Source organism: Martinezella rhizogenes (genome assembly GCF_027460065.1).
GTDB lineage: Bacteria > Pseudomonadota > Alphaproteobacteria > Rhizobiales > Rhizobiaceae > Agrobacterium > Agrobacterium rhizogenes_C.
On record NZ_JAPYZZ010000007.1, the window covers coordinates 37,273 to 60,261 of the forward strand.

General features: G+C 59.4%; 22 protein-coding genes. 5 read left to right on the top strand and 17 right to left on the bottom strand.

The genetic code is table 11. The annotated features are described in order from the left end of the window. Positions 1 to 17: 17 nt before the first annotated feature. From ntrX to dusB, 5 genes are all read right to left on the bottom strand, one after another. Positions 18 to 1,382, bottom strand: a complete 1,365-nt coding sequence (ntrX, locus tag O8B93_RS12520) for a nitrogen assimilation response regulator NtrX (protein WP_269710344.1) — start codon at positions 1,380 to 1,382, stop codon at positions 18 to 20. Next, positions 1,372 to 3,633 carry a sensor histidine kinase NtrY-like gene (locus O8B93_RS12525; protein ID WP_269710345.1) on the bottom strand — a complete coding sequence of 754 codons (2,262 nt, stop codon included), beginning with the start codon at positions 3,631 to 3,633 and terminating at the stop codon, positions 1,372 to 1,374. Before O8B93_RS12525 ends, ntrX begins: the two co-directional genes overlap by 11 nt. A 150-nt stretch (positions 3,634 to 3,783) precedes the next feature. Further along, on the bottom strand, positions 3,784 to 5,235 hold the full coding sequence (ntrC, locus tag O8B93_RS12530; RefSeq protein ID WP_004441656.1) for a nitrogen regulation protein NR(I): 1,452 nt from the start codon (positions 5,233 to 5,235) through the stop codon (positions 3,784 to 3,786). Further along, the gene (locus O8B93_RS12535; RefSeq protein ID WP_269710346.1) at positions 5,232 to 6,380 is read right to left on the bottom strand and encodes a two-component system sensor histidine kinase NtrB; all 1,149 of its coding nucleotides are present in this window, start codon (positions 6,378 to 6,380) and stop codon (positions 5,232 to 5,234) included. The genes ntrC and O8B93_RS12535 overlap by 4 nt, the downstream gene beginning before the upstream one ends. Next, positions 6,377 to 7,393 carry a tRNA dihydrouridine synthase DusB gene (dusB, locus tag O8B93_RS12540; protein ID WP_269710347.1) on the bottom strand — a complete coding sequence of 339 codons (1,017 nt, stop codon included), beginning with the start codon at positions 7,391 to 7,393 and terminating at the stop codon, positions 6,377 to 6,379. Before dusB ends, O8B93_RS12535 begins: the two co-directional genes overlap by 4 nt. 276 nt (positions 7,394 to 7,669) lie before the next feature. Between dusB and O8B93_RS12545 the strand changes: the two genes are divergently transcribed. After that, positions 7,670 to 8,857, top strand: coding sequence for a bifunctional 2-C-methyl-D-erythritol 4-phosphate cytidylyltransferase/2-C-methyl-D-erythritol 2,4-cyclodiphosphate synthase (locus O8B93_RS12545; RefSeq protein ID WP_269710348.1), 1,188 nt, complete (start codon positions 7,670 to 7,672; stop codon positions 8,855 to 8,857). Continuing rightward, entirely contained in the window at positions 8,854 to 9,363 is a 510-nt protein-coding gene (locus O8B93_RS12550) for a CinA family protein (RefSeq protein ID WP_269710349.1), read from the top strand. The genes O8B93_RS12545 and O8B93_RS12550 overlap by 4 nt, the downstream gene beginning before the upstream one ends. On the opposite strand, the gene O8B93_RS12555 is transcribed toward O8B93_RS12550, so the two are convergent. After that, complete coding sequence (locus O8B93_RS12555) at positions 9,345 to 9,800, bottom strand: type II toxin-antitoxin system RatA family toxin (RefSeq protein WP_269710350.1); 456 nt, start codon at positions 9,798 to 9,800, stop codon at positions 9,345 to 9,347. The genes O8B93_RS12550 and O8B93_RS12555 overlap by 19 nt on opposite strands. 9 nt (positions 9,801 to 9,809) lie before the next feature. Continuing rightward, positions 9,810 to 10,379, bottom strand: coding sequence for a P-loop NTPase family protein (locus tag O8B93_RS12560; RefSeq protein WP_269710351.1), 570 nt, complete (start codon positions 10,377 to 10,379; stop codon positions 9,810 to 9,812). 249 nt (positions 10,380 to 10,628) lie between these two features. On the opposite strand from O8B93_RS12560, the gene O8B93_RS12565 reads away from it, so the two are divergent. The 3 genes from O8B93_RS12565 (at position 10,629) to O8B93_RS12575 (ending at position 12,961) form a co-directional block, all read left to right on the top strand. After that, a complete protein-coding gene (locus tag O8B93_RS12565; RefSeq protein WP_167341581.1) occupies positions 10,629 to 10,805 on the top strand; it encodes a hypothetical protein in 177 nt (58 codons plus the stop codon). 128 nt (positions 10,806 to 10,933) lie between these two features. Next, the gene (locus tag O8B93_RS12570; RefSeq protein ID WP_269710352.1) at positions 10,934 to 11,668 is read left to right on the top strand and encodes a helix-turn-helix transcriptional regulator; all 735 of its coding nucleotides are present in this window, start codon (positions 10,934 to 10,936) and stop codon (positions 11,666 to 11,668) included. Between the two features lie 360 nt (positions 11,669 to 12,028). Continuing rightward, positions 12,029 to 12,961 carry a DMT family transporter gene (locus O8B93_RS12575; protein WP_269710353.1) on the top strand — a complete coding sequence of 311 codons (933 nt, stop codon included), beginning with the start codon at positions 12,029 to 12,031 and terminating at the stop codon, positions 12,959 to 12,961. A gap of 202 nt (positions 12,962 to 13,163) precedes the next feature. Here O8B93_RS12575 and lipA read toward each other — a convergent pair whose 3' ends face one another. The 10 genes from lipA to eno all read right to left on the bottom strand — a co-directional run bounded on the left by lipA (position 13,164) and on the right by eno (position 22,947). Beyond that, positions 13,164 to 14,135 carry a lipoyl synthase gene (lipA, locus tag O8B93_RS12580; RefSeq protein WP_269710354.1) on the bottom strand — a complete coding sequence of 324 codons (972 nt, stop codon included), beginning with the start codon at positions 14,133 to 14,135 and terminating at the stop codon, positions 13,164 to 13,166. Positions 14,136 to 14,238: 103 nt separating this feature from the next. After that, positions 14,239 to 14,487: a GlsB/YeaQ/YmgE family stress response membrane protein gene (locus O8B93_RS12585; protein WP_269710355.1), complete on the bottom strand. Its 249-nt coding sequence runs from the start codon at positions 14,485 to 14,487 to the stop codon at positions 14,239 to 14,241. A 95-nt stretch (positions 14,488 to 14,582) separates the two neighbouring features. Next, positions 14,583 to 16,028: a dihydrolipoyl dehydrogenase gene (lpdA, locus tag O8B93_RS12590; protein WP_269710356.1), complete on the bottom strand. Its 1,446-nt coding sequence runs from the start codon at positions 16,026 to 16,028 to the stop codon at positions 14,583 to 14,585. Positions 16,029 to 16,088: 60 nt separating this feature from the next. Beyond that, positions 16,089 to 16,733 (bottom strand): SGNH/GDSL hydrolase family protein, encoded by a 645-nt coding sequence (locus O8B93_RS12595; protein ID WP_269710357.1) that lies wholly within the window; start codon positions 16,731 to 16,733, stop codon positions 16,089 to 16,091. A 12-nt stretch (positions 16,734 to 16,745) separates the two neighbouring features. Next, positions 16,746 to 18,104 (bottom strand): pyruvate dehydrogenase complex dihydrolipoamide acetyltransferase, encoded by a 1,359-nt coding sequence (locus O8B93_RS12600; protein ID WP_269710358.1) that lies wholly within the window; start codon positions 18,102 to 18,104, stop codon positions 16,746 to 16,748. A gap of 2 nt (positions 18,105 to 18,106) precedes the next feature. Further along, on the bottom strand, positions 18,107 to 18,391 hold the full coding sequence (locus O8B93_RS12605; RefSeq protein WP_269710359.1) for a hypothetical protein: 285 nt from the start codon (positions 18,389 to 18,391) through the stop codon (positions 18,107 to 18,109). A gap of 11 nt (positions 18,392 to 18,402) precedes the next feature. Then, complete coding sequence (locus tag O8B93_RS12610; RefSeq protein ID WP_269710360.1) at positions 18,403 to 19,824, bottom strand: pyruvate dehydrogenase complex E1 component subunit beta; 1,422 nt, start codon at positions 19,822 to 19,824, stop codon at positions 18,403 to 18,405. Between the two features lie 17 nt (positions 19,825 to 19,841). Then, positions 19,842 to 20,885 carry a pyruvate dehydrogenase (acetyl-transferring) E1 component subunit alpha gene (gene pdhA / locus O8B93_RS12615; RefSeq protein ID WP_174008359.1) on the bottom strand — a complete coding sequence of 348 codons (1,044 nt, stop codon included), beginning with the start codon at positions 20,883 to 20,885 and terminating at the stop codon, positions 19,842 to 19,844. A gap of 153 nt (positions 20,886 to 21,038) precedes the next feature. Then, positions 21,039 to 21,356 (bottom strand): FtsB family cell division protein, encoded by a 318-nt coding sequence (locus O8B93_RS12620; RefSeq protein WP_004441601.1) that lies wholly within the window; start codon positions 21,354 to 21,356, stop codon positions 21,039 to 21,041. 316 nt (positions 21,357 to 21,672) lie between these two features. Beyond that, complete coding sequence (eno, locus tag O8B93_RS12625; protein WP_003512870.1) at positions 21,673 to 22,947, bottom strand: phosphopyruvate hydratase; 1,275 nt, start codon at positions 22,945 to 22,947, stop codon at positions 21,673 to 21,675. Positions 22,948 to 22,989 lie beyond the last annotated feature (42 nt).

Here is a 22,989-nt window from a genome sequence, read left to right on the forward strand (position 1 = left end):
CGAAGCGCCTTTTTCCCTTATACGCCGAGAGATTTCAGTTTGCGATGCAGCGCCGACCGTTCCATGCCGACAAATTCCGCCGTGCGCGAAATATTGCCGCCGAAGCGGTTGATCTGGGCCATCAGATAGTCCCGTTCAAACATTTCGCGCGCTTCACGCAGCGGCAGGGTCATGATGTGCTGGTCGCCCTGCGCCGAAATCTTCGGCAGCATGTCGCCAATATCCGAAGGCAGCATGTCGGCCGAGATCGGGGCTTCGCCACCTTCTGGACGGGCGAGGATCATCAGCCGCTCGATATTGTTGCGCAGCTGGCGGATATTGCCCGGCCAGTCATGGGTTTGGAGAACGGCCATGGCGTCGTCGCCGATCTTGCGTGGGCGAATGCCGGCCTGCTCGGAAATCTGCCGCATGAACATGTCGACGAGGAAAGGAATATCCTCGCGCCGTTCGGAGAGCGCCGGCACCTTCACCGGCACCACGGCGAGGCGATGATAGAGGTCCTCGCGGAACTGGCCTTCGGCGATCAGGCTTTCGAGGTGATGGGCGGTAGAGGAAATGATGCGCACATCCACCTTCACCCGCTTGCCGCCGCCGACGCGCTCGAACTGCTGATCGACCAGCACGCGCAGGATCTTGTTCTGGGTTTCGCGCGGCATTTCGCCGACTTCATCAAGGTAAAGAACGCCACGATGGGCTTCTTCCAGAGCGCCCACCTTGCGGGGCTGCCCGGGCAGGCCTTCCGTGCCGAACAGCGCAATTTCCATACGATCAGGCGTAATCGTCGCGGCATTCAGCGCCACGAAAGGTCCCGTGGCGCGCGAGGATTTCTTGTGCACCATGCGTGCCACCAGCTCCTTGCCGGAACCGGAGGGACCGAGGATCATGATACGGCTGTTGGTGGGCGCAACCCTGTCGATGGTCTGGCGAAGCTGCGAAACCGCAAGTGACGCGCCGACGAGTTCAACCGCGTCACCGGTACGCCTCTTGAGTTCCTGAACCTCGCGCTTCAGCTTGGAGTTTTCCAGCGCCCGCTCGGCGATCAGGATCAGACGATCGGCCTTGAACGGCTTTTCAATGAAATCGAACGCCCCTCGCTTGATCGCGTTGACGGCGGTTTCGATATTGCCGTGACCGGAAATCATGACGACAGGGATTTCGGGGTGGCGGCTCTTGATTTCGTCCAGCAGCGCCAGACCGTCGAGTTTCGAACCCTGCATCCAGATGTCGAGAAAGATCAGGCGCGGCACACGCTCGGAAATGGCGGCCAGTGCGCTGTCGCTGTCGAAGGCCATACGCGTCTCGTGGCCTTCATCGGAAAGAATGCCCGCTACGATTTCGCGAATGTCCGCTTCGTCATCCACGACCAAAATATCAGACGCCATATGCTGCTTCCTTGTTATTTTCGCCGCCGACCGCCTCGATATAGGGCAGCAGCACTCGGATCATGGCGCCATGGCCATGGTCGAATTCGGCAGGGGCATCGTGGAGTTCCAGATACCCGCCATGTTCTTCGATGATCTTCTTGACGATGGCCAGACCAAGGCCCGTGCCCTTGTCCCGCATCGTCATATAGGGTTCGAGAATGCGGTGACGGTTTTCGACAGGAAGGCCACGGCCATTGTCGATGATGTCAGCCACGAAACGCGAATTGGCCTCGTCGAAAGACGCACGCACCAGGATTTTACCCGGCCGCTTTTCGCCCTCCACCGCCTCGATGGCTTCCGTCGCATTCTTGATGAGATTGCCGAAGGCCTGTCCCAGCATGCGGGCATCGAACATGCCCTCCAGCGGGATATCCCCCAACTCCGTCGTGAACTTCGTATCGGCGGCGCTGATTTCTCGAAGGAAGGCTGCGTCCTTGAGGATCGCCCGCAGGTCCGACTTTTCCTTCGTCGGCTTTGGCATACGCGCAAAGGCCGAGAATTCATCCACCATCCGGCCGATATCACCGACCTGCCGGACAATGGTGTCCGTACACTGGTCGAAGATGGCGCGGTCATTTTCGGCGATCTGCTTGCCGAAACGGCGCTTGATGCGCTCTGCGGAAAGCTGGATCGGCGTCAGCGGGTTCTTGATTTCATGTGCAATACGCCGTGCCACATCCGACCATGCGGTGGAGCGCTGAGCGATGACGAGATCGGTAATGTCGTCGAGGGTGATGACATAGCTGTCGCGGCCATCACGGGCATCCTCGCGGGTTACCTGCACATTCAGCGTCCGTTCCTTGCCGCGCCGCATGATATTGATCTGCTTGCGGAAGTTGCCGCGCGCCCAGCTGTTCGCCTCGGTCACGACCTGATCAATCTCCGGTGCAATCTCGGAAAGCTGCGCTCCCATCAACTGGTCGAAATTCAGCGCCAGGAACTCCTCACCGGACGGGTTGACGATGGTGATCCTGCGGTTCTCATCAATGCCGATGACGGCGGCGGTCACGCCCGACAACACGGCTTCGATGAAGCGGCGGCGGTCGTCAATATCGTCCTTGGCCTCGATGATCTGCTCCTGCTGGCTGCGCAGTTCCGAGACCATCTTGTTGAAGGTGCGCGACAGGCGCCCGACGTCGCCATCGACGGCGCGAACGGGAACCAGCACATGCATGTTGCCGGTGGCGACACTGTCGGCGGCGCTGATGAGAAGACGGATCGGCCGCACGATCCGGTCGGCGACCGCGATTGCCGTCCAGATGGCGACCAGAAGCACGATCAGCGCAAAACCGAGATAGAGGATCGCAAAGGCGATCTGCAGCGGCGCGCGGCCCGCCTCCATATTCTTGTATTCCGCGCGGTTCTCCTCCATCAGCCGCATTGCGGTCATCACCTTGGGATCGACCGCGCGCACGGTATAGAGGAACGTGCCGCTGATGCCTTCAAGTTTGATAATGGCGCCAACGAGGTTGGTGATACCGGGCGGGATAAGGGTCGGTTGACCGGCGGCGGCTTTTTCGAGCGCGTCGTGCGGAATGGCCGGAAGCGGCTTTTCCGTCTTGATATCGGCCTGCGCAACCGCGTCGCCGTCCTCCTGCACCAGAAACGCGCCGAGCAGGCCGCGGCCCTTGGCCTGACGCGTCATCAGATCGACGAAGCCGGTACGATCAAGATAAAAAAGTGCGCGGTTGCGATCGAGGTCGGTGGCCATCGACAGGGTCTGGCCCTGCAGATAACCGGCATTTTCCATCATATAGGCTTGGGCGATATTGCCTGATGACTCGACGATCGACTGGGTGCGGATCGAAAACCAGCGGTCGAGGCCGACATTCAGCGTCAGGCTGGCGAAGATCGCCACAAGAACGGCCGGCGTGATCGCGACGATGGAGAAAAGCACGACGATGCGAACGTGGAGTCGCGCCGCCGCCCTGCCCTTTTTACGCGCTTTCAGCAGCCGGTTGATTTCGCGGCCGATGAGGAAGATCAGGCCGATTACCAAGATCGAATTGATCACCACCGAGGCAATGACGACATTGGTCGTCGGTGCAATCGGCGTCACGCCCATAAGCACGAAGAGGGTGATGATGGCACAGACAAGGGCAACGCCGGCGAGCACCAGCCCCGGCAGGGCAAATGACATCCTGCGATCGGCAACCACCATTCCCGCTGCCTCGTCGGCAACGTCGTGTTCGGCGGCGGGTTTCCGCATGCACTACTCCCAATTGCTGGCCAGCCAGCACCACAGTCCTGAAGTCAGGCAGGACTCACCTCCCTCTGGCGAATCTCTGTCCTTCCTAGTGTTTTCCAAGCAACACAATGTGGCGAAAATGCAACGACAACTGCGGCCTTGTCAACATTCTCAGCTGGGGCGGGAACTACGATAGACGGAAACGCCGAGCTCGCGGATTTTCTTGCGCAGCGTATTGCGGTTGAGGCCAAGAAGATCGGCGGCCTTGATCTGGTTGCCGCGGGTCGCCGTCAGGGCAGCGAGAATCAGCGGGTATTCGAGTTCGCGCAGCACGCGGTCATAAAGGCCGGGCGGTGGCAGGCCATCACCGAAGCTGGCGAAATAATCCCGCATGTTTTCCTCAACCGCCTGCGAAATGGTGAGCGAGCCGGTGCGGACCGCCATCTTGTCCAGCGGGCTATCGGGAACATCCGACTGCAATTCCTGCTCGATGATCTCGCGGGTGATGACTTCCTGCGGATAAAGCGCCATCAGGCGGCGGATCAGGTTTTCCAGCTCGCGCACGTTGCCCGGCCAGGCATAGGCCTTCATCACCTCCAGCGCCTCTGTCTCGAAACGCTTGCCTTCCAGCCCTTCTTTCTCACCCGTCTGGATGAAATGGCGCACGAGATCAGGAATATCCTCGGCGCGATCGCGCAGCGGCGGCAGGCGCAGCGGCACGACGTTGAGGCGATAATAAAGGTCTTCGCGGAAGAGACCCTGATTGATCGACTGTTTCAGGTCCTTGTTGGTGGCGGCAACGATGCGGACATCGGTACGGATCGGCGTGCGGCCTCCCACGGTCGTATATTCGCCCTGCTGCAGGACGCGCAGCAGGCGCGTCTGGGCATCCATCGGCATATCGCCGATTTCATCGAGGAACAGCGTACCGCCCTCGGCCTGTTCGAAACGGCCGGTGGAGCGGTTCTGCGCGCCGGTAAAGGCACCCTTCTCATGGCCGAACAGTTCGGATTCGATAAGGTCGCGCGGGATGGCCGCCATGTTGATGGCAACAAAGGGACCGTTGCGGCGCTTGCCGTAATCATGCAGCGCGCGCGCCACTAGCTCCTTGCCGGTGCCGGATTCACCCGTGATCATCAGGGTCAGGTCGGTCTGCATCAGGCGGGCGAGAACACGGTAGATTTCCTGCATCGCCGCGGAGCGGCCAACGAGCGGCATGCCGTCCTGCATGTCGTCATCGAGCTTGGCGGGCTTGCGCTTCGGTTCGGAAAGCGCGCGGCCGATGATGGCGATCAGTTCCGTGAGATCGAAGGGCTTGGGCAGATAGTCGTAGGCGCCCTTCTCCGAGGCCTTGATGGCCGTCATGAAGGTGTTCTGGGCGCTCATGACGAGAACCGGCAGGTCCGGACGGGCCTTCTTGATGCGCGGCAGAAGATCGAAGGCGTTTTCATCCGGCATCACGACATCGGTCACGACAAGATCGCCCTCACCCGCCGACACCCAGCGCCAGAGCGTTGCGGCGTTGGAGGTGATGCGCACGTCGTAACCGGCGCGGCTGAGCGCCTGGTTCAGTACCGTGCGGATTGCGGCATCATCATCGGCGACGAGGATCGTAGCTGTCATCTGTCATTTCCTGTCGTGTTCGGCAAAGAGCTGTCGTCAAGCGCCACTTCCGGCGAGACGGGCATCAATACGCGGAAAGTCGTGCGGTGGTTCTGGCTGTCGCATTCGACAATGCCGCCATGGGCGCCGATCAGCTTGGCGACAAGCGCAAGTCCCAGGCCCGAACCATTCGTCTTGGTAGTGATGAAAGGATCGAAAAGATGCGGCAGAAGATCGGCCGGAACGCCGGGGCCGTTGTCATGCACGCAAAATTCGAGCGGCAACGAGATGCGTTCGCGGCTGCCGGCAACCGACATACGCATGCCGGGGCGATAAGCCGTCGTCAGCAATATTTCGCCATCCGTCTGGTTACCCACGGCCTCGGCCGCATTCTTCACCAGATTGAGGAAGACCTGCACCAGTTGATCGCGATTGGCATAGACCGGTGGCAGCGACGGGTCGTAATTCTCTGATATCTTGATGTGGCGGGCAAAACCCGCCTTGGCGATGGCCTTCACATGATCGAGCACCGAATGGATGTTGACCGGTACGCGGTCCACCGGACGCTCGTCGGAAAATACTTCCATACGGTCGACCAGCGAGACGATACGGTCGGTCTCGTCGCAGATCAGTCGCGTCAGCGCGCGGTCTTCATCGGGAACGGAGGACTCCAGCAACTGGGCAGCCCCGCGAATGCCTGAAAGCGGGTTCTTGATCTCATGCGCCAGCATTGAGGCAAGGCCGGTGACCGAGCGAGCCGCGGCGCGATGGGTCAACTGCCGGTCGATCTTGTCGGCCATCGACCGTTCCTGGAAGACGACGACCACCGACCCCGGCTCGCTGACGACGGGCGCTACATAAAGGTCCACCAGCTTGTCCTGGCCGAGGCGCGGCGAACTCAGATCAACGCGATATTCGTTGACCGGCGCACGGCGCTCCCGCACCTGATCGATCAGCGCCAGAAGCGGACTGCCGAAGGGAATGAAAGTGGAGACGCGATAACGGGCAAGATGGGAGGCGCTCGCCCCAAAAAAAGCTTCGGCTTCCCAATTGGCGAATGAAATGAAACCTTCGCCATCCACCAGAATGACCGGGTTTTGCACCGCGTTCAGAACCGCCATGGCGAGCGGGTTTGCATCTGCCGGGCTGTGTTTGTCAGCGCTCATGCGGCCTTCCTTGCGGCTTCTTCGCCCGCATTTTCGCAAAGGGCGGAGCGCAGCAGATCCGCCACCTCTACCGTATCACGCGATGTCATGATGTTAGCCTTATGGGGCGTGGCGATATCAGGTGCGAAACGGTCGAGATACCAGCCCAGATGTTTGCGGGCATGCCGGAGACCGGCTTCCCTTCCGTAGAATTCCAGCATCATCTCGTAATGTTCGATGGCGATGGCGGGAATATCGTCGCGGTGCGGCGCTGAATGTCCGGCGAGCACCGCCGGCAGCCAGGGCTGACCCTGCGCGCCGCGACCGACCATGACAGCATCCGCACCGGAACGGTGCAGGATTTCGCGCGCATCCTCAGCTGTTTCCACATCGCCATTGGCGATCAGCGGCACGGAAATCACCTCGCGCACGGCGCGGATGGCGTCCCAATCCGCCCGCCCCTCATAAAACTGCATGCGGGTGCGACCGTGAATGGTGATGAGCTGCACACCAGCCGCTTCGGCACGGCGGGCAATGTCAGGCGCATTGATGCTGTTTTCGTCCCAGCCGAGCCGCATCTTAAGCGTTACCGGTACATCAACCGCGCCAACCGTCGCCTCGATCAACGACAGTGCATGGTCGGGATCACGCATCAAAGCCGAGCCGGAATAACCGCCCGTCACCTTCTTTGCCGGACAACCCATATTGATATCGATGATGCCGGCGCCGTTATCGGCGGCAATCTTCGCGGCCTCAGCCATGAAATGTGCCTCGCGCCCGGCAAGCTGCACCATATGCGGAACCATGCCGGCATTTTTCAGTCGGGCCCAGGATTCGCCCCTGTTAGCGACGAGTTCGCGACTTGCGACCATTTCCGTCACGACCAGACCCGCGCCATAACGCCAGGCCAGCTGCCGGAACGGCAAATCCGTCACGCCCGACATGGGCGCCAGCACCGCACGATTACGGATCGTGACTGAGCCGATGCTGAACGGTTCTGACAACTCCGGAAGATGCAATTGATGATCTTTCATGCAGAAGGGTTATTTGCATTATTTTTAGACAGTGTTTGCGCGGTTGCCAAGCACTTTTAGAGGGTTGCACCTTTTATTTGCTGGGCGGCTGCCTGCCTGTTTTGCTGTCGGCAGCAATTTGTGCAGGTTCAAAGGCGCAATGACGATCGATCCCGCGACATGCAGGGGCGAATGCGCGTCTTATCGGGCTGGCCATCCGGGTTTTGAAACGCTAGAGCAGGACTGTCAACCGCTAAGGGTTGCGCACAAAGCATATGACCAATGCAGGAAAGTACTATGAAATTCGGCATCGTCATCGTCGCCGCCGGACGCGGTGAAAGAGCAGGCTCTCCTGAGGAAGGGCCCAAGCAATATCGCCCGATCGGCGGCAAGGCCGTGATCGAGCATACCTTGGCGACCTTCCTGCGCTGGAACGACGCCTGCCCGATCGTGGTCGTCAGCCATGCCGATGATGCTGCACTGCTGTCGCCTATCCTTGCACGGCTTGATGCCGGCGAGCGGATCACCACAGTCACAGGCGGCGCGACGCGCCAGCAATCAGTGCTGGCCGGGCTTGAGGCACTCTCCTTGCACGGCCTTACCCATGTGATGATCCATGATGCCGTGCGGCCTTTCGTCGCCGCGGACATGCTGGAGCGTATCGTGGCGCTGCATCTGGCGGGCGCGGGAGGCGTTCTGCCTGCCCTGCCCGTCACCGATACGCTGAAGCGCGGCCTGGATGATCGCGTTGTGGAGACGGTTTCCCGGCAGGGACTTTATGCGGCGCAGACACCGCAAAGTTTCAGCTACAGCGACATTCTTGGCGCGCATCGTGCCGCCGCCGCTTCCGGCAAAACGGATTTCACCGATGATGCATCGATTGCCGAATGGGCGGGACTGACCGTGACGCTGACCGAAGGTTCGGTCGATAATGTGAAACTCACTCTCAAGCGGGATATCGCCATGGCCGATGAAAAGCTCTCCCACGCATTGCCCGATGTGCGCACCGGCAATGGTTACGACGTTCACCAGCTGGAGGCCGGCGACGGCGTGACGCTTTGCGGCGTCTTCATCGAACACGACCAGAAACTCAAAGGCCATTCGGATGCCGATGTGGCTCTGCATGCGTTGACGGACGCGCTGCTCGCTACCTGCGGTGCGGGCGATATCGGCGATCACTTCCCGCCTTCCGACCCGCAATGGAAGGGCGCGGCCTCGCGTATTTTCCTTGAACATGCGGCCAAGGTCGTGCGCGACAATGGCGGCACGATCATGAATGCCGATGTCTCGCTGATCGCCGAAGCTCCGCGCATCGGTCCGCACCGCCAGGCGATGCGGGAAGCACTTTCGGACATGCTCGGCATTGCGCTGGAGCGCTGCTCGGTGAAAGCGACAACCAATGAGACGATCGGTTTCGTCGGCCGCCGGGAAGGCATAGCGGCCATCGCCACCGCCACCGTCGTCTACCGAGGCAGGCCGCTATGAGCCTTTTCCCCGAAGATATCGAAGAACTGGCACGGCGAATCATCACCGATTTCAGCGGCCGTGGTTTGATGGTCTCGACGGCGGAAAGCTGCACCGGAGGACTGATCGTCGGCGCACTGACGGAGATTGCCGGCTCCTCCGCCGTCGTCGACCGCGGTTTCGTCACCTACACGAACGAAGCCAAGAGGGACATGCTGGGAGTTGGCGCCGAGACTCTGACAACATTTGGTGCGGTCTCCCGGCAGACCGCGCTGCAGATGGCACATGGCGCCCTCTTCCGCTCGCGCGCGGATTTCGCCGTGGCGGTGACCGGCATTGCCGGTCCGGGCGGCGGTTCAGCCGAAAAACCGGTGGGGCTGGTGCATCTGGCCGCCAAGGCGCGCAACGGCGAACTCCTGCATCACGAAATGCGTTACGGAGATATCGGTCGTACTGAAATCCGGCTTGCGACGGTCAGGACCGCGCTTGAGATGCTGATTGCCCTCAATCAGGCGGGGTCGGTGTAGATTTTGTCGGCGCGGGTCTCGAAGGCTTCCGCAAACATGCGGAACGCCCGATCGAACATAGAACCCATGACCGCGCCGAGCAGGCGGTTCTTGAATTCATAATCTATGAAGAAATGAATGGCCGCGCCGCCATTTTCGGCGGCTTCAAAACGCCAGCGATTATCGAGATATTTGAACGGGCCATCGATATATTTCACATCGATGGCGCGCTCGGCGGGGTTCAACAACACCTGCGTGGTGAAGGTCTCGCGAATGGCCTTGTAGCCAACAGTCATATCCGCCACCAACAGCACCTTGCCATCCCGTTCCTTGCGCAAGCGGACGGTGAGCGCCTCGCAAAGCGGCAGAAATTGCGGATATTTCTCCACATCGGCGACGAGGTCGTACATGCGGTCGGGCGAGTGTTTGACAAAGCGATGTGTTTCGAACTGTGGCATGAACGGCAGTTAATCCTCGATACCGAGAAGATCAAGAAGGCGGCGAAGCTGTTTTCGGCTTTTTAGCTGGAATATCGGCACGTTGGGGCCATGAAGCGCGAAATTCTCTTCGAAGATCGGAGTGTGGCGGCTTTCGAAATTCCAGATATAGCGCAGGAAATCGAGGTCTATTCTTTCCGGGCACCCTGCCGCCATTTCGGGCCGGGCCTTGCCATAACCCTTCACGATCCGGCTGATCGCACCCCACAGGCAAAGCCAGCGCGGCATCCGGACCCACAGGACGATATCCGTTCTTGGCAGACGCAAATCGAACGATGAGGGATTGCTGCCATCCATCAGCCATCGATCTTCGGTGATGATAGCTGCGATCCTCTGCCGCTGTTCTTCGCGCGGGCGCAACTGCCATCCTGGCAACCAGAAAATGTCGCGATCCATGGAAACATAGCGAAGCCCGAAGGCAGCCGCGAGTTTTTGCGACAGTGTCGATTTCCCACCGCCGGAGCAGCCGACAACCATGATGCGGCGTGCCGACGCGATGATGTCAGCTGCATCCTTGACGTTTTCCAGATAGTTCGGCATCGAATAAACCTCATTCTCGTCGCCGTGCATTGTCCAATAAAGCGGGCAATATTCTGCAACGGTGAGACGCCAGCGCCCGACGTTACGGAAATTTAACTATTGCAACCCCCTCGCAGGGATTGCTATTTATTTGCGACTAATATTACACCCATGGGATGCAACGGCGCTGGAACCTCCCATTTTCACCGCGCTTATTCATCCTTGGGTTCACACCCGATACATAACCGCTTTGAGCCACTGAGTGAGCCGATGGACGATTTTTCCAACATCATCAACCTTCTCGAATCCGCCAAGCAACTCGCATCGATGAACGAAATGCCGATGCTTGCCTATCTCATCGACGTCGCGAAATGCGAGGCGAGAGAGAACAAGCCGGTTTTGCGAAAGCGCAAACGCGGCGAATCGACCGTCAAGGAAGACTGTTAATTGCCTTTTCCCATAGCCGAGCGATAAAGCCGGCTGGTCCAATCTTCAAGACGATGCCATAATCATGCAATGAAACCGGCCGCTTTTTCGAGGCGGCCATTTCTTTGCACAATGGAAACGACAGCGTCATGACAGTCGCATCGGCAGATATCAGAACCTACCGGCAGGAAAGACCCAGGGAGCGGCATGGCTTCGTGCAGATCGTTCTTCCCGTCTCCGGCCACCTGCGGATCGACGTGGCCGGCCGGCAGGATGAACTCTCCACCGGGCGCGGCGTCTTCATCCATCGCGATGCGCCGCACACGCAGGAAGCGACTGACATCAACCGTTCGCTGGTCGTCGATCTCGATGAAAGTGCTGTTTCCGAACGCACGCTCGAGAAGTTTTCCCGCACGCCCTTTCTCGAAATTGCCCCGGACACACGGCAATTGATCGTCTATATGCGCGGCCTCATTGGAACGGATGGGCGCCGAGACGATGTCGCTGGCCTGTGGGCGCCGCTTCTTGTCGACAGCCTTGCCGATGAAAGAGCCGATATCCGGGAGCGCCTGCGTTGGCTTGGCGCGGTCGTTAGGGCGGAACCGTTCTTCCTTTGGACCGTCGGCATGCTGGCGGCCTGTGCGTCGATCAGCGAAAGCCGCCTTCATGCCCTGTTTCTCGAGGAGTTCGGTCTCTCGCCTCACCGCTGGCTGGCCCGGCTGCGTATGGGCAAGGTCTGCGCCCTGCTCGACGATTCCAGCCTGCCCATCGCCGAAATTGCCCTGCTGGCCGGTTTTTCCGACCAGACGGCGCTGACGCGCGCCATGCGCAATAGCGTCGGCGAAACACCGGCCGCCTATCGCCGGAATCGCGGCATCCACTAGATGTGAGCTTTCACGCGGTCGTCGTTCAGTGGAGCGTGGGTGGGTGTGGCTCTACCCCCCTCTGCCCTGCCGGGCATCTCCCCCTCAAGGGGGGAGATCGATCTGTGGCAAGGTCTCGCCCATCTCGAAGCTTGAGAATGAAGTGGAGTTAGCGCCTCCTGCCAATCTCCCCCCTTGAGGGGGAGATGCCCGGCAGGGCAGAGGGGGGTAAGCCACACCTACCCTCAAATCCGCTATAAACGGACAACCCTCTGAAAACCATCAATCAGAGCGGCGGACAAATCCTCAGGAGTTTTTGTCAAGACAGCCGCAAAGGGCTGTGGCACATCGCGGACAAAGTGAATGCGGATGTGACATGACATGAACAACAGGACAGGTCTCGGTGTTTTTTACGGCATGCTGGCGGGTGCGCTCTGGGGCGGCATATTCCTCGCGCCCAAACTCGTGCCGGATTTTTCCGCGCTGCAACTCTCGACGGCGCGTTATCTCACCTACGGGCTGATTTCCCTCATCATTATCGGCCCACGTCTGAAGCGGGTATCGGCCCATTTCGGTCCGCGCGAATGGATCGCGCTCGGCTGGCTGAGCATGATCGGCAACATCGCCTATTACGTCTTCATCTCGACAGCAGTGAAACTGAGCGGTGTCGCCTTCACCTCGATCATCATCGGTTTCCTGCCGGTCGCGGTCACCATCATCGGCAGCCGTGATCATGGCGCAGTGTCGCTGAAGCGGCTCTGGCCATCGCTCGTTTTCGGCGCAATTGGCATCATCGGCATTTCCTGGCAGTCGCTGACGGAAAACGACGCCGGGCTGGATGTCTCGCGTCTCATCGGGCTTGCCTGCGCGCTGGGAGCGCTCGCGTCTTGGACGGCTTTCGCGGTTGGCAATGCCCGTTGGCTCTCGCGCCTTCACGATGTCAGCGCCGATGACTGGAACATGATGACGGGTGTGGTGACCGGCGGGCTTGCGTTGCTGCTCGCCATTCCGGCCTTCGGCTTTGGCGGAGAAAGCCACGGTACGGGAGACTGGCTGCATTTCGCCGCCATCGCCGCCGGGCTTGGTTTCACCGCCTCCATTCTCGGCAATGCCTTCTGGAACCGCATGAGCCGCATGCTGCCGCTCACCATGGTGGGGCAGATGATCCTGTTCGAAACGCTGTTTGCGCTGCTTTACGGGTTTCTATGGGAAGGGCGCGGGCCGACGCTCGTCGAAATCGTGGCGATCTGCTCGGTGGTGCTGAGCGTCGTCTTGTGCATGCGGGCGCATAGGCCGGAGAAGGTTGTGGTGTGATTGGGTGGAAGGCCTGCAACAGGCGGATGAACCATTTCACAAGCCTCGCCTCCCACTCACGTCATCCTCGGGCCTGTCCCGAGGATCCAATTACGTATCGTACAATCGATAGGTCGCAGATGTTCGGGACAAGCCCAAGCATGACGGTGGGGAGAGCGCATATCGCCCGATCCAGCAATCTATGTCGCCGAACCTTTATCCCTTACTCAGCAGCCGCCAGAAGCTTCTTCTCGCGGGCTGCACGCAGGCGTTCGAAATCGTCGCCTGCATGGTGCGAGGAACGCGTCAGCGGGCTGGAGGAGACCATCAGGAAGCCCTTGGCATAGGCGACCGTCTCGTAGGACTTGAATTCCTCCGGTGTGACGAAGGCCTCGACCTTGTGGTGTTTGCGGGTCGGCTGCAGGTATTGGCCGATAGTCAGGAAGTCCACATCGGCACTGCGCAGATCGTCCATCAGTTGCAGCACTTCGTTACGCTCTTCACCGAGACCAACCATAATGCCCGACTTGGTGAACATGGTGGGGTCCAGTTCCTTGACGCGCTGCAGGAGGCGCACGGAATGGAAATAGCGCGCACCGGGGCGAACCGTCAGGTAATTGCCCGGAACGGTTTCCATATTGTGGTTGAAGACGTCTGGCTTGGCGGCCACGACACGCTCCAGCGCGCCGGGCTTCTTCAGGAAGTCGGGCGTGAGGATTTCGATGGTCGTCGTCGGAGACGCGGCGCGGATCGCCCAGATGACCTTTTCGAAATGTTCAGCACCGCCATCGGCGAGATCGTCGCGGTCTACCGAGGTGATGACGACGTGCGAAAGGCCCATCTGCTTGACGGCCTTGGCGACATTCTCAGGCTCGTCCATATCAAGCGCATTGGGCTTGCCGGTCGCGACGTTGCAGAAGGCGCAGGCACGGGTGCAGATTTCACCCATGATCATGAAGGTCGCGTGTTTCTTCTCCCAGCACTCGCCGATATTCGGACAGCCGGCTTCCTCGCACACCGTGACGAGCTTGTGGCTGCGCACCAGTTCGCGCGTCTCGTGATAACCCTTGGAGGTCGGTGCCTTGACGCGGATCCACTCCGGCTTGCGCATCACCTCGGTATCGGGCTTATGCGCCTTTTCCGGATGGCGGATGCGCTTTTCGTCGGACGATGTCCTGTCGAGAATAGTGACCATTAAAAACCTGCTTCCATCGCCTGTAGCGATCTAAACACCTGTTGGCCGGATGCTTTAGAACAATTCCAGAAAAAGCGTAAGCCCTTTCCGGTCATGCGGCCCGTTAGCGCCGCACCAGCTTTGCCACAAACAGCAGCAGGCTGGCGCCCAGGAAAGACGTGACGAAATAACCGAGCCTGCTGTCCTGCACGAAGACATCGAGACTGCGAAGCAGCGCAACAGCCACCACCGAACCGACAATGCCAAGCACAATGTTCATGAAAATGCCGAAACGCATGTCCATGAGCTTTCCAGCAAGCCAGCCGGCGAGACCGCCGATGATGATTGCTGCAATCCAGCCTACACTTTCCATTCCACGCTCCCTGAAACAACAGCCCCGCCTTAAGGCTTCATCGAGACATATGGGACACCCGGCAAGGTTAGACAATGCCGGGTATCACGCGGCACTTATGCGTTGAGCACACGTCCGTAAGCGTCGAGCACGCTTTCCTTCATCGATTCCGAAATGGTCGGATGGGGGAAGATGGTGTGCATCAAATCTTCTTCTGTCGTCTCCAGATTCATGGCGACGACAAAGCCCTGAATGAGTTCGGTCACTTCCGCGCCGACCATATGGGCGCCGAGGAGCTCGCCGGTCTTCTTGTCGAAGATGGTTTTGACCAAGCCCTGGTCTTCGCCAAGCGCGACCGCCTTGCCGTTTGCCGCAAAGGAGAAGCGGCCGACGCGAATATCGCGGCCCTGTTCCTTTGCCTTGGCTTCGGTGAGACCAACCGAGGCAACCTGCGGGTTGCAATAGGTGCAGCCTGGAATCTTCAGCTTGTCCATCGGGTGAACATTCGGCAGACCGGCGATCTTTTCGACGCAGATGACAGCTTCGTGCTCAGCCTTGTGGGCAAGCAGAGGCGGGCCAGCAACGTCGCCGATGGCGTAGATGCCGGGAACGTTGGTCTTGCCATAACCGTCGATGACGATGAAGCCGCGATCGGTCTTCACGCCAGCAGCCTCCAGGCCGATGCCTTCGATATTGGCAACGACGCCGACGGCGGAGATCATGCGATCTGCGGTGATCTTCTCGGAAGAACCGTCCTTCTTCTCCAGCGTCGCGGTGATGGAGTTCGCGCCTTTCTCCACCTTGGAAACCTTGGTTTCCAGATGGATTTTCATGCCCTGCTTTTCGAGCTGCTTCTTGGCGAAGGTGGAGATTTCCGCGTCTTCTACAGGCATGACCTGGCTCATGATTTCGACAACGGTCACGTCCACACCCATGGTGCGGTAGAAGCTGGCGAATTCGATGCCAATGGCGCCCGAGCCCATGACGAGCAGCGACTTCGGCATTTCTTCCGGCTTCATTGCCTCGAAATAAGTCCAGATCAGCTTGCCATCGGGCTCAATGCCTGGCAGCGCACGCGGGCGCGCGCCAGTTGCGACGATGATGTGCTTGGCAGTGTAGGTGCCCTCGCCCAGCGTGTTCTTCGGCACGGGGCCCTGCGGCTGTACCACCGGCTTGGTTGACTTGCCGACTACGATTTCGCCCGGCTTGGTGATCTTGGCTTCACCCCAGATGATATCGACCTTGTTCTTCTTGAACAGGAAACCGACACCATTGTTCATGCGAGCGGCAATGCCGCGCGAGCGGGCGACGATTGCCTTCACATCCGGCTTGATCGAGCCTTCCAGCGTAAGGCCGTAATCTTTGGCGTGGGTGGCAGTGTGCATGACATCGGCGGTGCGCAGCAGGGCTTTGGTCGGAATGCAGCCCCAGTTGGAGCAGATACCTGCCAGATGCTCGCGCTCCACGACGGCAACCTTCATGCCGAGCTGGGCTGCGCGGATCGCGGCAATATAACCGCCCGGTCCCGAACCGATGATGATGACGTCATAAAATTGAGCCATTGAAAATCCTGCCTTGTCTTGTTCGGATGACGGCAAACCGTCCCGAAACGAGAATGAGTGTCAAAGTCCGAGCATCATGCGGACGACGGGCTCCAGCCCGCGGCCGATGGCCCCTGTGTTTTCAGCATCGAGATGAACGCCATCCACCGGCGTCGTGTGGGCGACGGACCCTGCATCGAAAAATCCGCAATCGAGCTCGTCCGCAAGGTCGCGGTAAACGGAGGCCAGCATCGCCGATTCATCAATCGCATCACGAAAGATCGCCCCCATGACGGGGTTCGCCGTTTCGCAGAGCTGCGGCGGCGCGACGATCAGCACACCAGGCGCTTCCCAGTCGGGTACCTGCCAGACATGGTTGCGCGTGAGCTTTACCAGCCGCTCGATACCCTTCATGGCGACAATGGCCGACCCGTGGATCGACGGCTTCATGTCATTGGTGCCGAGCATGATGATGACGAGATCGAGCGGCGCATGGCTGTGCAGCAGCGTCGGCAGCAATCTGGCGCCATTGCGGTCACAATCGGCGGTGTGGTCGTCATAGGCGGTGGTGCGACCGCCCAGCCCTTCGTGGATCACATGCACGTCAGGCCCGAGCGCCTTTTGCAAGACGCTCGGCCAAAGATCGTCATGGCTGTGCCGGCCACCCGTTTCCGCATTTGATCCCCAGGTGAGGGAATCGCCAAAGCAGAGGACCGACTTCACCATCTTACTCTCCGATCAAACCAGCATGCCCATCGGGTTTTCGATATAGCGCTTGAAGGCGCCGATCAGTTCGGCTCCGAGCGCGCCATCGACGCAGCGATGGTCGGTCGAGAGCGTGACGGTCATGACGTTGGCGATCTTGATCTCGCCATTCTTCACGACTGCCCGCTGTTCGCCCGCACCGACCGCCAGAATGGTGGCATGCGGCGGGTTGATGACGGCGGAGAAGCTTTTCACGCCCATCATGCCCATGTTGGACACGGCGGTCGTGCCACCCTGATACTCCTCGGGCTTCAGCTTGCGCTCTTTCGCGCGCTTGCCGTAGTCCTTCATCTCGTTGGAGATGGTGGAGAGCGACTTTTCTTCCGCCTTGCGGATGATCGGCGTGATCAGGCCACCCGGAATGGAAACGGCAACGCCGACATCCGAGTGCTTGTGCTTGACCATGGCGCTTTCCGTCCAGGAGACGTTGGCGTCAGGTACATCGCGCAGCGAAAGCGCCAGCGCCTTGATGACCATGTCGTTGACCGACAGCTTGTAGACCGGCTTGCCGTCCTTTTCCGGAGCAGCCGCATTGAGCTGGGCGCGCAACGCCAGAAGCGTGTCGAGCTCGCAATCCACGGAAACGTAGAAATGCGGAACCGTCTGCTTGGATTCGACCAGACGCTTGGCGATGACCTTGCGCATGCCGTCATGCGGCACGAGCTCGTAGGAACCCGGTTCGAACAGCTTGAGAACCGCTTCGTCCGATTGCCCCTTGGCAAGGGCCGGAGCCGGTGCACTTGGCGATGCAGCGGCGGCCGGAGCAGCCTTCGCACCGCCGGAAGCGGCAGCCTTTTCCACGTCGGTCTTGATGATGCGGCCATGCGGGCCGGAACCGGAGACGGCCGAGAGGTCGAGACCGGCTTCCTTGGCAAGACGGCGGGCAAGCGGCGAAGCAAAGATGCGCTCACCGGACTTTGCAACCGGTGCAGGCGTGGAAGACGCGGGCGCCTGATCGGCGGCCGGCTTTTCAGCCTTGGCAGGTGCTGTTTCTTCCTTCGGCGCTTCGGCCTTAGCGGCTTCCTGCTTGGGAGCCTCGGCTTTCGCAGGAGCGGCATCGCCGCCCTTTGCCGCTTCAGCCACGTCCTCGCCATCGGCGGCGAGAATTGCGATCAGGGCGTTGACCTTGACCCCTTCGCTACCAGCGGGAACCACGAGCTTGGCGACCGTACCCTCGTCGACGGCTTCCACTTCCATGGTCGCCTTGTCGGTCTCGATCTCGGCGATCACGTCACCGGGGGCGACCTTGTCGCCTTCCTTGACCAGCCACTTGGCCAGATTGCCCTCTTCCATCGTCGGAGAAAGGGCAGGCATGGTGATGTTGATAGGCATGACTAGTCCCCCCAAACGAGATTATATTGTTCCAGCTCTTCAGGATGTTCCGCCAGCCGATCCAGCTGCGATGGCGAGACTTCGATATATCCGGCGACATCGTTCAGCCATTCGCTCACGGCGCCGATGACGCCGATATACTCGCGCGGGACACCGGCAATCACATCGCCTTCGCCGTCATTGATAACAGCCCAAAAAACGACGCGCTCGAACTGAGGCGCCCCTTTTGAACCTAAAACGCGATACCAATTTTCCGGCGCCGGGAGGATTTGTTTTATTTTGCTCACAAAATCCTCCTTTACTTGTAGCAGACGGTTTTGACAGCCTGAACGACTTCATCGACGTTGGGCAGAGCCAGCTTTTCGAGGTTCGCCGCGTAAGGCATCGGAACATCCTTGCCGGCAATCGTCAGGATCGGCGCATCGAGATAATCGAAAGCGGCGCGCATGACCTGGTTGGCGATGAAGTCACCGACCGATGACTGCGGGAAACCTTCCTCGACCGTGACCAGACGACCGGTCTTCTTGACCGATTCGATAACGGTCGGCAGGTCCATCGGACGGATGGTGCGCAGATCGATCAGCTCAACATCGATGCCGAGCTTTTCGAGTTCCGCAACCGCCTTGATCGCGTAGGTCATGCCGATACCGAAGGAAACGATGGTCGCATCCTTGCCCTTGCGATGGATACGCGCCTTGCCGATCGGCAGCACGAAATCATCGAGCTTCGGCACTTCGAAGCTCTGACCGTAGAGAATTTCATTTTCCAGGAAAATGACCGGGTTCGGATCGCGGATAGCCGCTTTCAGCAGACCCTTGGCATCGGCTGCCGTGTAAGGCATGACGACCTTGAGGCCCGGAATATGGCTGTACCATGCGGCGTAACATTGCGAATGCTGCGCACCAACGCGGGCAGCAGCGCCCGAGGGACCACGGAACACCATCGGTGCGCCCATCTGGCCGCCCGACATGTAAAGCGTCTTTGCCGCCGAGTTGACGATCTGGTCGATCGCCTGCATGGCGAAGTTGAAGGTCATGAATTCGACGATGGGGCGCAGGCCCGTCATCGCAGCGCCGACGCCGATACCGGCAAAACCATGCTCGGTGATCGGGGTGTCGATGACGCGGCGCTCGCCAAATTCCTGCAGCAACCCTTGAGTGATCTTGTATGCGCCCTGATATTCGGCGACTTCTTCACCCATGACGAAAACTTTTTCGTCGGCGCGCATCTCTTCGGCCATGGCGTCGCGCAGTGCTTCACGCACCGTCGTCATCACCATTTCCGTACCTTCCGGGATATCCGGATCGGCTGCGACATCGATCTTCGGGGCTGCCGGAACCTTTGCGGCTTCCTTGGCAGCGCTCGGCTCTTCGGCAGCTTCGCGGGTCTTGCCGCCGGCGGCATCAGAACCGGAATTTGCGGCTTCGGCCTTCGGCTCTTCCTTCTTGGCAGAGGAAGAGATGTCGTCGGCGCTTTCGCCTTCCTGGATGAGAACGGCGATCGGCGTATTGACCTTGACGCCTTCGGTGCCGGCATCGATCAGCAACTTGCCGATGACGCCTTCGTCCACGGCCTCCACTTCCATGGTCGCCTTGTCAGTCTCGATCTCGGCAATCACGTCGCCGGAGGTGACCTTGTCGCCTTCCTTTTTAAGCCACTTGGAAAGCGTGCCTTCCTCCATGGTCGGGGAAAGGGCGGGCATAAGAATTTCTACAGGCATGGGTTTCCCTTTCCCGATCAGAGCAGAATGTCGGTGTAGAGCTCGGATACATCCGGCTCGGGGTCGTTCTGGGCGAAGTCGGCGCTGTCGGCAACGATATCACGGACATCCTTGTCGATGGCCTTCAATTCGTCTTCACTTGCCCAGCCATGGTCCAGAAGCCGTGCCTTGACCTGCTCGATCGGGTCATGTTCGGAGCGCATCTTCTGCACTTCGTCCTTGGAGCGGTATTTCGCCGGGTCCGACATGGAGTGACCACGATAACGGTAGGTCAGCATTTCCAGGATGATCGGACCCTTGCCGGAACGGCAATGTTCCAGCGCCTGATCGGCGGCGGCCTTGACGGCGCGCACATCCATGCCATCCACCTGAACGCCGGGAATGCCGAAGGACTGGCCGCGCAGCGAATAGTTCGACTGGGCGGTGGCGCGGGCGGTCGAAGTGCCCATGGCGTAACGGTTGTTCTCGACGATATAGATGATCGGCAGCTTCCAGAGAGCAGCCATGTTGAAGCTCTCGTAGACTTGGCCCTGATTTGCCGCGCCGTCACCGAAATAGGTCACGGACACATTGTCGTTGCCGCGATATTTGTTGGCGAAGGCGAGACCGGTTCCAAGCGAAACCTGCGCGCCAACGATGCCGTGGCCGCCGTAAAAATGTTTCTCCTTGGAGAACATGTGCATGGAGCCGCCCTTGCCTTTCGACAGGCCACCCTTGCGGCCGGTCAACTCGGCCATGACGCCACGCGCGCTCATGCCCAAAGCAAGCATGTGGCCGTGGTCACGGTAAGCGGTGATGACCTGATCGCCTTCCTTCTGCGACATCTGCATGCCGACAACGACGGCTTCCTGGCCGATGTAGAGGTGACAGAAACCACCGATGAAGCCCATGCCGTAAAGCTGGCCTGCCTTTTCTTCGAAACGGCGGATCAAAAGCATTTCACGGTAAGCGTGAAGCTCTTCGTCCTTCGAGAAGTCCGGGCTGTTCTTGCCGGTGAATTCGGTTGCGGACTTTGCCGTGGTCTTGCGGCCGGATACGGTCGCTGGTTTTCGCGGCGCCATTCATCCCTCCCTGAGTTGCCGTTTGAATGGATAGAGTGGCGCGTACCATATGCAAGAAAATGCCATGCAGCAATGCTTTAAACGCATGGCACATATTCACGCTAAGATGCTGTGAATAAATAAAAAATGTTAAATTAACTTGATTTAGGTTAATTAGAAATATGTGTTCATGATGACGATTTCGTCCGTGCGGGACATATTCAGCTGGTAACGGGAAATTTCATCGATCATGTCCCGCTCCAGCGAGCCATCGCTCAGCAATTCCACCTGCCGCTCCAGCGCCACACGCGCCTGCGTCAGCTTTGCGAGCTCAGCCGTCCGGGTAATACGCTGCCGCTCCAGCCGTTCCGTCGCCTGAAGGCCAAAGTCACCATGGATGGAATGATAACCGAAATAGGAAAGAAAAGCGATCGTGATGGCCGGAACGATCAAACGGCCGAATCGTCTTTTTTTATGATGTCTGGTCCACATGCCGGAGAGAAGCCCTAAAACGCACAACGTGATTCTGAGACTAAGCCGGATTGTTTAACTATCCGTTGACCTTAAATTATGATCGGCGGATCGGCATGAAAAAGCCCGCCGGAGGGCGGGCTCAAACTGCTGACGAAGTCCTTTAATCTCTCCTCCGTCATACTCGGGCTTGTCCCGAGCATCTGCAACGTCTCAAGTTGGTGGGACATTGGCAGATCCTCGGCACAAGGCCGAGGATGACGTCGAATGTGTTGCCAGACCTGTTGTCAACCTCGGTCAACCGGTCAGCGGGGCTCTACCGCCCCGAGAACACATGTTACCCGCGCAGGATCGAACGGCCGGCGTAGGCAGCCTGCGGGCCGAGCATTTCCTCAATGCGGATCAGCTGGTTGTACTTTGCGAGCCGGTCGGAACGGGCAAGCGAGCCGGTCTTGATCTGACCGCAGTTCGTCGCAACAGCGAGATCGGCGATGGTGGAGTCTTCCGTCTCACCCGAACGGTGCGACATGACGGCGGTGTAGCCGGCCTTGTGCGCGGTTTCGACCGCATCGAGCGTCTCAGAGAGCGAGCCGATCTGGTTGACCTTGACGAGGATGGAGTTTGCGACACCCATCTTGATACCATCGCGAAGGCGGGCGGAATTGGTGACGAAGAGATCGTCGCCCACCAGCTGGCACTTGTTGCCGATGAGATCGGTCAGAGCCTTCCAGCCGTCCCAGTCGTCTTCAGCCATGCCGTCTTCGACGGAGATGATCGGATACTTGGCAACGAGTTCGGCCAGATATTCGGCCTGCTCGATCGGCGAACGGGTCTTGCCTTCGCCTTCATAAACGTAGTTGCCGTTCTTGAAGAATTCGGTCGCAGCACAGTCGAGACCGATGAACATGTCGTCGCCCGGACGGTAGCCAGCCTTTTCGATCGACTTCATGATGAAATCGAGAGCAGCAGGCGCGCTTTCGAGACCCGGTGCAAAACCGCCCTCATCACCGACATTGGTGTTGTGGCCCTGTGCGGACAGTTCTTTTTTGAGCGTATGGAACACTTCCGAGCCCATGCGCACGGCTTCACGGATGTTTTCCGCGCCAACCGGCAGGATCATGAATTCCTGGAAATCGATCGGGTTATCGGCATGCGCGCCGCCATTGATGATGTTCATCATCGGAACCGGCAGCAGATGCGCGTTCGGGCCACCGACATAACGGTAAAGCGGCAGGCCGGAGGCTTCGGCAGCAGCCTTGGCGACAGCAAGCGAAACGCCGAGGATGGCGTTGGCGCCGATGCGCGACTTGTTCGGCGTGCCGTCAAGCGCGATCATCATCTGGTCGATCTGGATCTGGTTTTCAGCGTCGAAACCGCCGATGGCATCGAAGATTTCGGTATTGACGGCTTCAACCGCCTTTTCCACGCCCTTGCCGAGATAGCGCTTGCCGCCATCGCGCAGTTCAACCGCCTCATGCGCGCCGGTGGAAGCGCCCGAAGGAACGGCCGCACGGCCCATGGAGCCGTCTTCGAGGTAAACATCGACTTCAACGGTCGGGTTGCCGCGGCTGTCGAGGATTTCGCGCGCGATGATATCGGTAATGGCAGTCATGGTCTCTCCCTTGGGAATGGAACAGATATTTTCCGTCGCCTG